The organism is Rhodococcus sp. ARC_M6 (genome assembly GCF_022810305.1).
In the GTDB taxonomy this organism is placed as follows: domain Bacteria; phylum Actinomycetota; class Actinomycetes; order Mycobacteriales; family Mycobacteriaceae; genus Rhodococcus_F.
In genome coordinates, this window is the sequence record NZ_JALGQH010000010.1 from 62,961 (window position 1) to 77,646 (window position 14,686).

Below are 14,686 nucleotides of genomic sequence, written 5' to 3' on the forward strand. Positions count from 1 at the left end.
CGGTGTACCCAATCCGCGGATAGTCCAGTGTCGTGACGGTGAAGATTGCCGACTGGGACTGACTCAGGACATGCGATGCCGCAACAACATGTAGACCCCACGACGCATGAACGAGGTAGCAAGTGCGCGTAGATCGCCGATCCGGACGTCCATCGCGGATACGAGTGTCGGATCGGACTCGCGCAGGATTTTATGGAATGCAGCCGCCTGACCGGCCTGTTCCTTGGCAAGTCGGACACTCCATTGCCCGGCGTTGACGCGGAATGACGCGAGTGGTTTGGCGATCGCGTAGACGTCTCCTTGAAGTGCTACGCCGGTGTAGGTGGCCTCGTCGATGACGTACGGATTTGTGTCGTCCCACCATCCGATGGCTTTCAAAGCTGAGCGCCTCATCAGCACGCACCCGGGTTCTCCGAAGATATTTGCTCCAGCGGTGACCGTCTTGCGGGTGGCTTCTCGTCCGCTGACGAGACCCTTCAGGCCGGCGAGCCCGCGAGCAGACAGGATGGTCTTTCCGTTCGCATCTACGAGTTTGCGTTGCGAAGCAACGAGAACCACAGTGGGGTGTTTGTCGAACGCTGCAACCTGTTCGGCGAGGCATTCGGGATAGATCGTGTCGTCACCGCATACGAGCTTCAGTAGTTCACCGTTTGAGGCTTCACTGACACGGTCCCAGTTCCGCTTTGCACCGCCGCCGGCTTCTGTGGTCAGGATTTCGATGCGTGGGTCGTCGGCGTATCGTGCCAGGACCTTCATGGTGTCGTCAGTGGAGGAATGATCCGAGATGATCAATTCGAAGTCTTGGAAGGTCTGATTCAAGATCGAATCAATCGTCTCGGCAATGTATTCGGCATTGTTGTAGGCCGGGACGACGACTGATACACGGGGGGTCATGAGGTGCCTGTTCTCTTTTTTCTACTGAATGAGAAGTCGCGGTAACCGAAGAAACTTGCTGTCGCGGTAACTGCAGTGATGACGAGCTGGGACGGGATGGGTGGAAAATGTAGAAGCGTGACGGCGAGTGTCATCAGCGCAATGTTGACGACGAAGGCGCCGGAGTTGACGATGACGAATCGCCAGAAATCGCGCAAGAAGTGGCCGCGGACTTCGAAAACGAGATACCGGTACATTGCGAAAGCGCACAGCACGTTGCAGAGGTATCCGGCGACGATCGCGAAGTGATAACCAAGTTGATCGCCGAGTGAGACTTGCCAGACGATGAACCATGCCGTTCCGAGAACTGTGTTGATACCGCCGACCAGCAGAAATGCGAGTGGCTGATTTTTGACGACGCGCATCAGTAGGCCGGGTTTGCCGGTCATCCCGGCGGGTGGCGTCGCTGTTGCGTCTGGTGACACCATCAGCCTTCGCCGAATGTGGGCAGGAGCCCAGCGGATAGAGCGTCCTGCAGTGAGGGCGCTGCGGTGTCCTTGGCTGAGAGGGTGATGTTCAGCGGTTCCCCGTTTCTTCCGACAGTGGGCCAGTCGATGGCGATGTCGGAGTCGAGCGGGTGAACTTCGTGTTCGCGTTCGGGGGCGTACCCGGTCGAGCACAGGTACACGACGGTTGAGTTGTCTTCGAGGGAGAGGAAGGCGTGGCCGAGCCCTTCGGGCAGGAAGATTGCACGGCGTTCGGTGTCGTCGAGGAGGACCGAGTCCCACTGCCCGAAGGTCGGTGAACCTACGCGCAGGTCTACCGCGATGTCGAGAATCGCGCCTTTGATGCAGGTTACGTACTTGGCTTGTCCTGGAGGGACATCGGCAAAATGGATGCCCCGTAGGACTCCGGCGGCGGAGACCGAGCAATTGGCTTGTTGGAGATCGAGCGTGCGTCCGGTGATGTCGGAGAATCCGGGTTCGCGGAACCATTCGAGGAAGACACCGCGGTCGTCGCCGAACTGTTTGGGTGTGAATTCCCAGGCTCCGGGGACTTTCAGTTCGCGGTACTGGCTTGTTATGTGAGTACTTGTCATGTCACCAGTCCTTGCCACGTTCGAGAAGATCGAGAAGATATTTTCCGTAGCCCGATTTGAGCAATTTTTCGGCACGTTCGCGTAATTCGTCATCGGTGATGAAACCGTGGCGCCACGCTACTTCTTCGGGCGCGCCAATTTTCAGTCCCTGGCGCTCTTCGATTGTCCGCACGTAGTTGGATGCGTCGAGGAGCGAATCAAAGGTGCCGGTGTCGAGCCAGGCGGTTCCACGGGGAAGTATTTCGACCTGAAGGCGCCCGGCATCCAGGTAGGCGCGGTTGACGTCGGTGATCTCGTACTCTCCGCGCGCCGACGGTTTGAGGTCTTTTGCGATGGCGACGACGTCGTTGTCGTAGAAATACAGGCCCGGTACCGAATAATTGGAGCGGGGGTTTGCCGGTTTCTCTTCGAGCGAAACCGCCTTGCCCTCGCGATCGAATTCGATGACGCCATAGGCTGTGGGGTCCGATACCCAGTACGCGAAGACGGCGCCCCCGTCGATGTTCTCGAACCGCGTGAGCTTACTTCCGAGACCGGGACCGTAGAAGATGTTGTCGCCCAGGACCAACGCAGCGGATTCGGAACCGATGTGATCAGCACCGAGAACGAAGGCCTGTGCCAGGCCGTTCGGTTCGTGTTGGACCTGGTAAGTCAGATTTACCCCGAACTGGGATCCGTCGCCGAGCAGTCGCTGGAACTGCGGTGCGTCGTCCACTGTGGTGATGATCAAGATGTCGCGGATCCCGGCCAGCATCAGAGTGCTGAGTGGGTAGTAGATCATCGGTTTGTCGTATACCGGGACCAGCTGTTTGCTCACACCGAGTGTGATGGGGTGCAGCCTCGACCCCGTGCCGCCCGCCAGAATGATTCCGCGCATGACTCGCAGTGTTCCAGTGTTCGCGGGAGAAACAAATCTCGGGCGCACGGTATCGTGCGTGGCCGGTAGGTTGATCGGTTCGATTCGGTGATTGTGGAGGCGCAAACATGAGGGTGCTCGTCACTGGCGGTGCAGGCTTTATCGGCGCCAACTTTGTACATCAGACGGTGGTTGAGCGTCCCGAGGTAAAGGTCACTGTGCTTGACGCGTTGACCTACGCGGGCAACAAGTCTTCGCTCGATTCCATCGCGGATCGCATCACATTCGTTCACGGTGACGTCACCGACGCAGTTCTGGTTGACGAGCTGGTGGGGGCTGCGGATGTAGTGGTTCATTTTGCTGCAGAGTCGCACAATGACAATTCACTGGGCGATCCGTGGCCGTTCGTGCACACCAACATTGTGGGCACCTTCACTCTGTTGCAGGCGGTGCGTAAGCACGACGTCCGCTATCACCACATTTCCACCGACGAGGTTTACGGGGACCTGGAACTCGACGACCCTGATCGATTTACGGAATCGACTGCATACAACCCATCGAGCCCGTACTCGGCTACCAAAGCGTCGAGCGACATGTTGGTGCGAGCGTGGACGCGGTCCTTCGGCGTTCGCGCGACATTGTCGAACTGTTCGAACAACTATGGTCCATATCAGCATGTCGAGAAGTTCATTCCGCGGCAGATCACCAACGTTCTCGCAGGGCTGCGGCCGAAGCTCTATGGCGACGGTCTGAACGTTCGTGACTGGATCCATGTCGACGACCACAACAGTGCTGTGTGGGCGATCATCGACGGCGGACGGATCGGACAGACGTATTTGATCGGTGCGGACGGCGAGGTGAACAACCGAACAGTTATGGAGTCGATTCTTCAAATATTGGGCAAGAGTCGTGACGAGTTCGATTTTGTAACCGACCGCCCAGGTCATGACGTGCGGTATGCGATTGATTCGAGTTTGCTCCGGGAAGAGCTTGGTTGGGGGCCGCGCTACAAGGATTTCCGTAGCGGCCTCGAAGCAACCATCGGTTGGTACAGCGACAACGAATTGTGGTGGCGTCCACAGAAGGATGCGACCGAGCAGGCTTACATTGCTGCGGGTGAGAAAACCGCCGACTGAGTCCTGCGATGTCACTTCTGATCGGCCAAGCCCCGTCGTATCGAGTCCAGGGTCGAGGCGATGCCGGCTGGTAGCGGACGGTGGGGTCGTTGGTCCAGTTCTGTCCAGACGATCGATCTCAGCCGTAGGTCTCTGGCCTGCGCAGACGCGAGTGGGGAGCTGGCAAGGACAACGTTCGGCCGTGTCCGGAACACGGAGTGGCAGGCTCCGAGAATCGCTCCGATCGTGACGCTGCGACCGGAGGCATAGATCTTGGTGACGACACCTACAGGCGAGTTTTCTGCTTGTTTGAAGCTGTCGACCACCATCTCGGCGGCATCGGACACGTAGACGTAGTCCCGCAGCGTGTCCATAGGTACGTAGATCGAGATCGGCATGGACATTAGATAGCCGCGGCAAAGGTGTGAGATCAGGCCTTGCGGTTTTGCCAGATTCTGGCCGGGGCCGTAGAGGTTCGCGAACCGGCCTATGACAGTGCGAGTTCCGGTTCTCTCACCGAACTCGCGAACTATCGATTCGGCATCGAGTTTTGCGTAGCCGTAGTCGGCCAGCGGGGCAGTCGCACTCGCTTCGGTGTGCGGTGCCCCTGGTGCGCCTGCGTAGACGCCCCCCGCGGACGAAGCGTGGAAGATGGTTCCGGTTCCGGCGTTCGTCGTGCCCAACTCGTCGAGGACGTCTTTCATCAGTCCGTTCTCGCGAGCGAATTCATCACGACTGGTTCCATTGACGCCCGCGCCGGCACACCATGCCATTCGCCACGGGCCACCCGCCGCGTCGACGATCAGTTTCCTGGCGTCGGCGAAGAGAGTGTCCTTCGCACGATCAGGATCCCCCCACGGCACGCGACTGGTGCGAATATCGGCTCCGCGGCGATGTAGGTCGCGCGCTACGGCACTGCCGAGGAGGCCACCGCTGCCGACTACCCAGGTAGGAATGCTCATGCTATTCGGGTGACTTGATGTTGGGTGATTCGGAGGCTTCTCGACGACCCAGTGGGCCGACTGCCGGATCGCTGACGATCAGGTAGGGAGGCTTTCCCATTGCTGTTTTGACTGCCACACCGATGTATTCGGCGATCACGCCCAGCGAGAAGAGGACGGCACCGAAACCGAAGAGCATCACGATCATTGTCGATGCCCATCCGCGCACCTCGACGCCGGCGTCGAAGAACATGTACGAAGCCAACACGTAGAGGACGATCGCGAGGCCACCGACTGCGAACAAGAAACCGATGAGGCTCACCATTCGTAGGCCCTTGGTGCCGCTGGAGAGAACCATCCGCCAGAAATGCGACAGTAGGCTTCTGAGGTGATAGCCGGATGCTCGGCCACGTTCCTCACGTAGTTGGACGGGACTGGTCGTGACTTCACCGGCGATCCAGCCTAGGGCGACGTCGAGATATGCCTCGGAGCCGGCGTATGCGGCGACGGAGCGTCCGACCTCGCCGAGGACGAGTCGGAAGCTTTGATACTTCACGGAATTCTCGGACGACAAAATCTTGGTAGTGAGCCATTTCGACGACTTCGACGCTGCGTTGCGCAATGCGCCGTGTGGGGCCGCATTGACGGGTTGCGCGTAGACGAGGGTCGCCTGCTGGTCAAGTGCGGTGTCGAGTAGGCCGCCGATTTCAGCGGGGTCGTGCTGTCCGTCCTCATCGAGGGTCACGACCCATTCGCCGCCGCTCGATGCCATCCCGGCGAGGGTGGCGGGATGTTGACCGAAGTTACGTGAAAGCCAGATGGGTCGGATGAAGTCATGTTGTTTCGCGAGTGCGCGGATGACGGCAGCCGAACCGTCCGGTCCATGGTCGAAGACGAGGAGCACCTCTTCGACGATCATGGGACGCCCACGGGGTGTGGTCTGTGTCGTCGTGAGAGGAAGGATCTCGTCTATCAGTGCATTGAGTGTGCGTTCGCCCTGGTAAACCGGCACAACGATGGAAATTCGGTGGGCTTGCGCCGACTCGGGTGTGCTATCGGTCTTCACAGGCGGGCAGTGTATACGTGTAGTTCGCCCGACTTCTCGGAGTGGTGGCCTGACAGTGCGCGCCGAGAAAAGTTATGATCCGGATCACTCGAGGGAAGTGAGTGTCAGTTGTCCGAATTCAAAGAATCGACAGATGATGGGCGCCCGGAGTTCGCCGGCATTCGCGGCGGGGCGGATACCACCGATAACGAGTACACCGCACGGCTGAAGGAACTCCAGGGCGCTAGATGGAAGCGTGTGCTGAACGTTCAGGCACCGTATCAATGGAACATCCGACGGTTTCTCGGCGGGCGAAGGGTTCTCGACGTCGGTTGCGGTATCGGTCGGAATCTGCGGAACCTTGCGGCTGGAAGTGCTGGGGTAGATCACAACGAGCATTCGGTGGAGTTTTGTCGGTCCCTCGGGTTGGTTGCCTATACGTCCGGAGAGTTTCATGCGGAACCCGAGCGTCCCGCTTTCAATGGGATGCTCATGGCACACCTGCTCGAGCACTTACCGCCGGATGAGGTTGCGGGGATCGTCGCCGAGTATCTGCCGTATCTGGAGCCGGGTGCGACGGTCATGTTGGTATGCCCTCAAGAGCGCGGATTCGACAGCGATCCGACGCACACCGTCTTCCTGGACGGCGCCGATCTGGAAAAGATCTGCGCCGATACCGGACTCGTTGTCACTCGATCACTTTCCTTCCCCTTTCCGCGGTGGATGGGGAAACCGTTCATCTACAACGAGTCAGTGGTGATCGCGGAGGTTCCGTCGCGGCTGTGACGTCTGCCGCGGTAGTAGAGCACAGTCATTGCGCCGATCAGTACTGCGCCAAATCCCATGCCGACGAGACCGATTCGTTGACCTGGCGGGCGGAAGGTGACCACCAAATCGGCGTTTGTGGTTCCGGGTGGGATATCGACGTAGAGGAATACGTCGCCGAGGCCTTTGGTTGTGAGAACTTCACCGTCGAGGGTGGCGGTGTATCCGGGCCAGGCCAGTCTCGCGAAAACGATGCTTCCGCCCTGCTCGGATGAGACACGCACATGTTCGGTGTCGGGTTCGGACGAGATTGGTGTCGCTTCGGCGTTCACAGTTGCCGAGACGCGTCCGAGTTGGTCGGAGATCGGCCCGTCGTTGCGTTCGAGAACTGACACCGTGTCTGCGATGTCTGCCGGGACGCTCACCCAATGCCATCCAAGGGGCGGGGGCTGGCGATCGGCGCGCATGAACTGCGCATTCTGCAGCACGACGCGGTCCAGAAGCATCAGGTCTGCTGTGGTTCGACCCGTGTAACCGTCTTCTTGAAACAGTCGATGGAAGGAGTCGTCGCACGTGGACCCATCGTAGGTAATGCAGAGGAGATCACTGAAGGCTTGGTGTCCGACCGGGGTGTAAGCGTTGACGTAGTCGAGGTCGAGAACTTTGGCGTAGTTGCCGAATACCTGCGAAGTCCAGGGAAGGTCGGAATTTGCATTGGAGGTGTCGGTCAAGCTCCGCGTTCCGAGTTGGAGTGTTGTCCCTTCCCAATCCGGGAAGTTTGCTTTGGCTTCTGCTTGCGAGGTGGGTAGATACCATTTGCTGAGCACCGACGAGTATGTGGCGACTTGATAGAACGCGACTGGAGCAATCGTGAGAATTATCAGTCCAGCTGCTGCTGCACTGCCCCAGCGTTTCGCGGTGAGGACGACAAGCCCGATGGCGATCATTATGGTGATCGCCCAGAGGATGTGGCGGCCGAAGTACTGAGGTCCAGATGATCCAGCTCTGATTGCGAGAATCAGAACCAGCGCTCCTGCTGCGAACATTCGCGCTCGCAAATTTTTTGTGGTGCCGTATTTACTGATCAATATCGCGAGCAGTATCAGTGCGGTTACGGCAACAAAGGGAAGTAGACGTGCCGGCCAACGTACTTGGCCGATTGCGCTCGGGCCTGCCGTGAACAGCAGGACGAACACCAGCATGATCAGCGGCGCGCACAGTTCGCGGAGGCCACGGGAGGCGGCCTGCCAGCCGATGAATGCGAGTGCTGGAATCGCGAACCAAGCGATGTAGGTGATGGGCGCGTAGGTTGTCTCGCCGGTCCAGGATTCGATGCTCGACACGGATGAGGGGATGCTGGCGGTCAAGGTTTCGGACCAGGGGGCGGTGAGGAAATTGTCATTGATCGTTCCGGCTTCACCGCTGCGCCACGTGACGGAAGATGTCAGTACTCCGGGCAGGAAGGTGATCGCTCCGGCTGCGGCCGCGGCGATGCCGGCCGCGGCGAGTTTGACGGGGACGTGCCAATCTCGCTGGTATGCGTACTCGCCGATCATGAGGCAGGCGACAACGACGCCCGCCATCAATGCGTTATGTACGTATCCGACGCTTATGGCGAGGTAGAGGAAGATGAACATCGGAAGTGGGTTCGACCGATTCCGTGCATATCTGATTCCGCTGGCCCAGGCTTGTATTACCCAGGCCATCCCGAAGAGGGAGGTCACCCATGACGGAAACTCGAAGTACAGGGTGAAGCCGGCAAACGGTGCGGCAGAACCGGCGACAGCTGCCCAGTAGGGCCGAGCACCGTACTCGAGGGCAACGCGGTATACGCCCCACCCGAGAATGACGGCGAACACGAGCTTGACGAGTGTCGCAAACAACGCCATGTCATCGATGGACGGTGAAATGTAGTTGATGAAGATCTGGACCGGATTCCAGAGTCCGCCCTGGCCTTCTACCGGGTAGTTTCCCGCCATCCATTGGTCGAGCACGAGCGAGGGGAATTCACCTTCGCGCATGAGATGGCCAAGTTGAAGCCAGTTGCCGACCGCGCCGGACTCGGTGTCGTCGACATAGAAGTAGCGCGGATCGAATTGCGTGATCATGAAGAACCCGAGGCCTACGAGTGCCGGGATCACGGAACCCCAACTCCAGCGTTCCCGTCGGGTAGGAACCGGCGTTTCGAGTGTCAAAGATTCTCCCGGTCGCATGGATGGATGCACCAGAAACAGTAGCCGAGGCCGTGTTCTTCAGTGACGGCGGCAAATCCCCTTCGGATACCCTGCGAAGTGTGGATACCGCGAATGAGACCGAAAACCAGTCCAATCCTGGAGTCGAGTTGATTTCCCATCGGGCGACGTCGGATCGGCTACTCGTGCAGCGTGGGCTGTTCACCGGTACGTCGCCGGTGGCCAGCGACGAATTGTATGCCGTGACGAAGTCAGGTGTGGCGACGCGGACTCGTTTCGAGTTGCGACTCCAGCCCGGAGCCGTTGCACACACCAACACATTTTTCGGGAGATTCCCGGCCAGCTACTGGCAGCGCTGGACGAAAGTGGTCGAGGTCACGGTCACTGTTCGTATTGTGGCCGAGGCCACCTGCCGCGTCCAACTCCAGGCCTCCGATATCGGCGGTCATCGGCGCATTGTGACCAATGTTGTCGCGACGGGTAGCGAGACAGTCACCTTGACCGCGCCGCTCGACACGTTTGTCGACGGCGGTGCCCTGTGGCTGCAGTTCGAGGCTCAGGGCGGCAATGCCGTGGTCGACGAAGTCGAGTGGACGGTGGCGTCGCCGGAAACGATCCGGCCGGTGGCGATTGCCATCTGCACGTTCAACCGCGCTGATGACTGTGCGCGCACTGTTGCGGCGCTGGCTTCGGATGATCGTGTCCTGGATTTGCTCGACGCTTTGTACGTGGTTGATCAGGGAACTGATCCGGTCGAGTCGCGTGAGCTGTTCCAGGAAGTATCGAAGAAGTTCGGTTCGCGGTTGCATTACCTGCGTCAGGCGAACCTCGGCGGAGCCGGTGGTTTCACCAGGGGCCTGTACGAGGCTTCGGAAGCCGGACCGAATGCCGATGTGATCCTGATGGACGACGACATTCTCTGCGAGCCCGAGTCGGTTCTGCGGTTGAGCGCGTTTTCGAACATGACGACGGAACCGGCGCTGATCGGCGCGCAGATGCTGTTCCTGTTCAATCCGGACTATCTGTTGGCATCGGGTGAACGCGTTGATCTGGGCACACTTCAGCGTGGTGTACCGACGGACGAGCACGGTGTCCGCAACGCCAGCGTTCTCGAGAAGCTTCCGGAACGTCGCGTCGACGCTGAGTACAACGGTTGGTGGACTTGCCTGATCCCCGCCGAGGCCATCGAACGCATCGGTTTGCCGTTGCCGGTATTTTTCCAGTGGGATGACGTCGAGTACAGCTTGCGGGCGGGCCGAGCGGGCATTCCCACCATCACACTGCCCTCGGCTGCTGTTTGGCATGCGGACTTCTACTGGAAGGACGTCGACGGGTTCGCTCACTACTTCAGTACTCGCAACGGTTTGATTACTGCTTCACTCGACCCCGGATTTGCGCCGAAAACGTTGGCCAAGCAATTGGCCCGCGATATTTCACATTCGATAGTCGGTTTGCAGTACGGTCTCGCGCACACACAGATTCGGGCTATCGAGGGATTCCTCGAGGGACCCGGCGGTTTGGCGGATGGAGGCCAGAAGGCTTTGGCTTCGATCAATGAGGAGCGAAAGCGGTTCCCGGAGACGGTGACTCGTCCGGCGTCCGAGTTGCCGAGCAGGTTGCCCATTCGCCGGGTCGCGCCAAGTCCGAAGCCGGGTCTGTGGACGGATCTGGTTCTCGCGAAACGTGCTGTGACGCAGGCGCGTAACCAGCTCGAGCGGGGTCCCGTCGCGATCTCGTACGAGGACGCGCAGTGGTGGCATGTGGGCCGCTTCGATCATGTTTTTGTCACCGATGCGTCGCAGGGTGGGGTGCGTGAGCGCCGGTTCGACAGCGAGAAGGCCGCTGAGATGAGCGGCCGTCTCGCCGGCGTGATCAAGCGTTTTTATGCCGAGGCGCCGAGTGTTGCTCAGGCGTTCATCGACGAGTTCCCGCAGCTCACCAGCCGCGAGAACTGGGCCCGCCTGTACGAGAAGTGATCCTCAGCGGATCACTCTGGCAATGACCTGCTCGTTGTCGACGGTGTATCCGACGTACTCGAACGAGATGCCGGTGCGTGTGACGAATTCCGTCCACGCCCGGTACTCGTGGTGTTGCCACCCCGGGTAATTGAAGAACTCGTCGAATATCACGACCGACCCGGGAACGAGTCGGTCGCCGAGCAGATCGAGCACGGTTTTGGTGGACGAGTAGAGGTCCGCGTCGAGGTGGAGGAACGCGACGGGACCGGTTTCCTGTTCGAGGAACGACGGCAGCGTGTCGCCAAAGAGACCTGGAATAAGTTGCGCCCCTGGCACTTCAGGAATCGATTCCTGGGCGAATTCGCCGACGGGAAAGCCTGTCCTCCAGGTTTCGGGTAGGCCGGAGAACACGTCGAAGCCCGTGACCGTGCCTTCGCGTTCGCGAAACTCGTCGGCGATGATCTTTAGCGTTGTTCCGCTGGCGACCCCGAACTCGAGTGCCATTCCCGGAGTCTCGACCAAATTCAACGCGTGCCGCAGTGTGTCGTGCGGATGCCCGAACGTCTCGACTACACGCATGTTCTCCAGGATGAACGTCGCGCTCGATGCGGTGGCTTCCAGATCAACTGCGTAGGCGAGATCGCGGCGTTGACGAAACTCGAGCTCGTCGATCCGGGACCGAAGGCCCGCGATGTCCCCGCGGGCCCCGGCCAGTTCGTTGTGTGAGCGTGTTAGTTCGTCGAGAATCTGTCGTGTGCGTTCGGCATTATGATGGTCGGCGTTCTCGATCACCTCGGATACCGCACGCTGAAGCTTGGTCCTGGCGCTGGAACGGAACTGCTCGAACATGGCAACCTCTCGTCGGAATCACTACCATGCTGCCAGGGTTCGGCCGTTACTGTCTTCGTCCCCGGTAATGATCCTTCAACCGCCGCGAGATCGCCTTCATCTCGCGGACGCGTTCTGCTTGCAAACGAGCATCGCTTCGGGTGGCGTTCCAAGCGTTCTCGCGCTGCAGTTTTCGGTAGCTCGCGAGCCTTCTCTCGTGGACCTCTCCGAGTTCCACAGCGCGCCGAACAGCGCACTCTGGTTCCGACGTGTGTGAGCAGTCGGAGAACCGGCAGTTCGCGATCAGTTCTTCGATTTCGGGGAAGGTCTTGTCGATACCTTCGCCGGCGTTCCACATGCCGACTCCTCGTAGACCCGGTGTATCGATCAGGGTCCGTCCACCGGAGAGTGGAATCAGTTCCCTCGTAACGGTGGTGTGTCGGCCTTTGCCGTCTCCTGTTCGGACGGCACCAGTGTCGAGGAAGCTATGGCCGAGGAGTGCGTTGGCGAGGGTTGATTTGCCGGCCCCCGATGGACCGAGTATCGCCACGGTGCCGTCCAGAACTGCATCGAGTACGTCCATTCCTTCGTGAGTTTCGGCGCTGACCGCCAGTACGGTGGCACCAGGTGCGACTGCGGAGACCGTGGTGCGAGCGTCGTAAATGTTTTGAGCTACATCAGCTTTGGTGAGTACAACGACGGGAGTTGCGCCGCTTTCCCAGGTGAGTGCAAGTAGCCGTTCGATGCGACCCAGATCGACATCGCCGTCCGCAGCAGTGGCAACGACGACTGTGTCGACATTCGCGGCGAGAATCTGACCTTCGGATTTTCCTGAGGCGGAGGATCGAATGATACTGCTCGATCGTGGGAGTATCGAAGTGACCGTGTATGTTTCGGGCCAGTCGATCTGCCCGCTACCGGCAAGTGTCACCCAGTCTCCGGTGCACAGCGGTTCATTGCCGCTGACGGCGCGGGAAATTCCTGTGGCGGCGGCGATATCGCATTGGCCGCGGTCGACGCGAAGGACGCGTCCGGGCTTGTCGCCGGGCGGTGTCAGTGCGTCGAATTTATCTGAAAGTAGTGTGTTCCAGCCGTATTCGGTCAGGAAAGAGTTGTTCTCTGGCATGGTGAGTGTGTCCTGGAGGGCGAAGAAGTGAGTGTGTTGACGGTGTTGAAAGTGCGGAACACGACAGTCATCAGTACTCACTCCTCGTTTAACTCAGGACGCACCATGCGTCAGTGCGGAATCGTCTCAGGCAGCGATCGGTTTGCGCAACCGAATTAACTCGGGCGTTCGAACCGCTCTTGCCGGCCGAGCTTGCGGAGCCTCATCCACTCGCGGAGGCCGGCGGGGTCGCGGCGAGTGATCAGGAAGTACCAGCCGAACCGAATCCATTCCTGTGGAAGAAGTTTGCGCATTCCGGGCTGGGAGAGGATGTATCCGCGGTTTCGGTAGGTGAAGTAGCGCTTCGTCTCGTTGTCGGGGTACTGCGTGTGCATCCGGCCACCGAGGATCGGCTTGAATTCGTCGGCGCCGTTGGGATGGACGTAGGCGGTCTGCAAGCAGGTTCCGAATTTCAGTCCGGACCGTACGAGTCGACGGTGCACTTCCACTTCGTCCCCGCGGACGAACAAGCGGAGATCCGGGACGCCGACGGCGTCGATCGCGTCGGCGGTGAACAATGCGCCGTTGAAGAGGGATGCGATTCCCGGCAGGAGATCCTCGGAGCCCAGTTCGCTACGCAGACGGCGCCATTCCACGCCGCGGCGTAATGGGAACGCCAGGCGGTCTGGGTTGTCGATGTCGCAGACGACGGGGGAGACCTCGGCGAGATTGTGTCGGATCGCGCAGTCGAGAAGTGTTTCCAGGACGTCCGGACCCTCGGGTCGACCGTCGTCGTCGGCGAGCCAGACCCGATCTGCGCCCAGTGAAAGTGCGTACAAAATGCCCAGGGCAAATCCTCCGGCACCGCCGAGGTTGTGCTGGGAACCGATGTAACTTGTGGGCAGCGCGGCATTCTCGACGAGTTCACGAACTGCGTCTTCGTCGGCATTGTCGATGACGACGAGGTGATCGAGCGGCCGAGATTGGGTGCTGAGAACCTTCAAGGATTCGGCCAGCAGTTCACGACGTTTGTGCGTGACGACAACTCCGATAATTTTTTCGGGTGTGCTCATGGGTTGTTCTCCCGGGCCATGTCGTTCCCGGGGTTGTTCTCCCGGGCCATGTCCCTGATGACGTGGCGGACGTGGTCGGCGGCGTCGTCACCTTCGTAGGCGCGGACGACGTCTTCGATGTCGCCTTGCATGCGGATCTGGCCGTGGTCGACCCACATCGCGCTGTTGCAGAGTTGGGCGAGGAATTCGTTGGAGTGGCTCGCGAAAACCAGGATGCCGGAGCGTTCCACCAACTTCTGCAGGCGGATGCGGGCTTTTTTCATGAATTCTGCGTCGACGGCGCCGATACCTTCGTCGAGCAGCAGGATTTCGGGATCGATGCTGGTGACGACGCCCATGGCGACGCGTACGCGCATACCGGTGGAGTAGGTGCGCAGCGGCATCGAGAGGTATTCGCCGAGTTCGGTGAAGTCGGCGATTTCATCCATTTTCGCGAGCATCTGCTTGCGGGTCTGGCCGAGGAACAGGCCACGGATGATGATGTTCTCGTAGCCGGAGATTTCGGGGTCCATGCCGACGCCGAGGTCGAAGACGGGGGCGACACGTCCACGGATGCTGGCTGTTCCTCGAGTCGGTTCGTAGATGCCGGAGAGCAGGCGCAGCAGCGTGGATTTGCCGGCGCCGTTGTGGCCGACCAGTCCGATGCGGTCGCCTTCTTTGAGCGTCATCGTGATGTCGCGGAGTGCTTCGACGACTACCACGTCGGAGTCGTTGCGGCCGATGGATCCGCCGGCCTTGCCGAGGAATGCCTTCTTGAGTGAACGCGATTTTGCGTCGAAGATCGGGAAGTCGACGCACGCGTTCTGCGTGTGGATGCTGACTGGCTGACTCATGTG

14 protein-coding genes are annotated in these 14,686 nt (G+C 59.7%); 3 read left to right on the forward strand and 11 right to left on the reverse strand.

What is annotated here, in order from left to right; all coding sequences use genetic code 11:
* Positions 1-63 precede the first annotated feature (63 nt).
* From MTX36_RS13225 to rfbA, 4 genes are read right to left on the reverse strand one after another with little or no spacing between them, the layout of a single operon-like run.
* Positions 64-894 (reverse strand): glycosyltransferase, encoded by an 831-nt coding sequence (locus MTX36_RS13225; RefSeq protein ID WP_243620187.1) that lies wholly within the window; start codon positions 892-894, stop codon positions 64-66.
* On the reverse strand, positions 891-1,361 hold the full coding sequence (locus tag MTX36_RS13230; protein ID WP_243620188.1) for a GtrA family protein: 471 nt from the start codon (positions 1,359-1,361) through the stop codon (positions 891-893). Before MTX36_RS13230 ends, MTX36_RS13225 begins: the two co-directional genes overlap by 4 nt.
* Positions 1,361-1,972: a dTDP-4-dehydrorhamnose 3,5-epimerase family protein gene (locus MTX36_RS13235; protein ID WP_243620189.1), complete on the reverse strand. Its 612-nt coding sequence runs from the start codon at positions 1,970-1,972 to the stop codon at positions 1,361-1,363. The genes MTX36_RS13230 and MTX36_RS13235 overlap by 1 nt, the downstream gene beginning before the upstream one ends.
* A gap of 1 nt (position 1,973) precedes the next feature.
* Complete coding sequence (gene rfbA / locus MTX36_RS13240; protein ID WP_243620190.1) at positions 1,974-2,849, reverse strand: glucose-1-phosphate thymidylyltransferase RfbA; 876 nt, start codon at positions 2,847-2,849, stop codon at positions 1,974-1,976.
* 107 nt (positions 2,850-2,956) lie between these two features.
* On the opposite strand from rfbA, the gene rfbB reads away from it, so the two are divergent.
* Entirely contained in the window at positions 2,957-3,964 is a 1,008-nt protein-coding gene (gene rfbB / locus MTX36_RS13245) for a dTDP-glucose 4,6-dehydratase (protein ID WP_243620191.1), read from the forward strand.
* Positions 3,965-3,975: 11 nt separating this feature from the next.
* Here the strand turns inward: rfbB and MTX36_RS13250 are convergent, their stop codons facing one another.
* Both MTX36_RS13250 and MTX36_RS13255 read right to left on the reverse strand, forming a co-directional pair.
* Positions 3,976-4,905 (reverse strand): NAD(P)-dependent oxidoreductase, encoded by a 930-nt coding sequence (locus tag MTX36_RS13250; RefSeq protein ID WP_243620192.1) that lies wholly within the window; start codon positions 4,903-4,905, stop codon positions 3,976-3,978.
* Position 4,906: 1 nt separating this feature from the next.
* Positions 4,907-5,950 (reverse strand): glycosyltransferase, encoded by a 1,044-nt coding sequence (locus MTX36_RS13255; RefSeq protein WP_243620193.1) that lies wholly within the window; start codon positions 5,948-5,950, stop codon positions 4,907-4,909.
* Between the two features lie 108 nt (positions 5,951-6,058).
* On the opposite strand from MTX36_RS13255, the gene MTX36_RS13260 reads away from it, so the two are divergent.
* A complete protein-coding gene (locus tag MTX36_RS13260) occupies positions 6,059-6,715 on the forward strand; it encodes a bifunctional 2-polyprenyl-6-hydroxyphenol methylase/3-demethylubiquinol 3-O-methyltransferase UbiG (protein WP_243620194.1) in 657 nt (218 codons plus the stop codon).
* Here the strand turns inward: MTX36_RS13260 and MTX36_RS13265 are convergent.
* Positions 6,670-8,889: a hypothetical protein gene (locus MTX36_RS13265; protein ID WP_243620195.1), complete on the reverse strand. Its 2,220-nt coding sequence runs from the start codon at positions 8,887-8,889 to the stop codon at positions 6,670-6,672. The genes MTX36_RS13260 and MTX36_RS13265 overlap by 46 nt on opposite strands.
* Before the next feature lie 98 nt (positions 8,890-8,987).
* Between MTX36_RS13265 and MTX36_RS13270 the strand changes: the two genes are divergently transcribed.
* Positions 8,988-10,862, forward strand: a complete 1,875-nt coding sequence (locus tag MTX36_RS13270) for a glycosyltransferase (RefSeq protein WP_243620196.1) — start codon at positions 8,988-8,990, stop codon at positions 10,860-10,862.
* Between the two features lie 3 nt (positions 10,863-10,865).
* Here the strand turns inward: MTX36_RS13270 and MTX36_RS13275 are convergent, their stop codons facing one another.
* The 4 genes from MTX36_RS13275 to MTX36_RS13290 form a co-directional block, all read right to left on the reverse strand.
* The gene (locus MTX36_RS13275; protein ID WP_243620197.1) at positions 10,866-11,693 is read right to left on the reverse strand and encodes a TylF/MycF/NovP-related O-methyltransferase; all 828 of its coding nucleotides are present in this window, start codon (positions 11,691-11,693) and stop codon (positions 10,866-10,868) included.
* Between the two features lie 46 nt (positions 11,694-11,739).
* A complete protein-coding gene (gene rsgA / locus MTX36_RS13280) occupies positions 11,740-12,798 on the reverse strand; it encodes a ribosome small subunit-dependent GTPase A (protein ID WP_243620198.1) in 1,059 nt (352 codons plus the stop codon).
* Positions 12,799-12,953: 155 nt separating this feature from the next.
* Positions 12,954-13,850: a glycosyltransferase gene (locus tag MTX36_RS13285; RefSeq protein ID WP_243620199.1), complete on the reverse strand. Its 897-nt coding sequence runs from the start codon at positions 13,848-13,850 to the stop codon at positions 12,954-12,956.
* The gene (locus MTX36_RS13290) at positions 13,847-14,683 is read right to left on the reverse strand and encodes an ABC transporter ATP-binding protein (RefSeq protein WP_243620200.1); all 837 of its coding nucleotides are present in this window, start codon (positions 14,681-14,683) and stop codon (positions 13,847-13,849) included. Before MTX36_RS13290 ends, MTX36_RS13285 begins: the two co-directional genes overlap by 4 nt.
* Positions 14,684-14,686 lie beyond the last annotated feature (3 nt).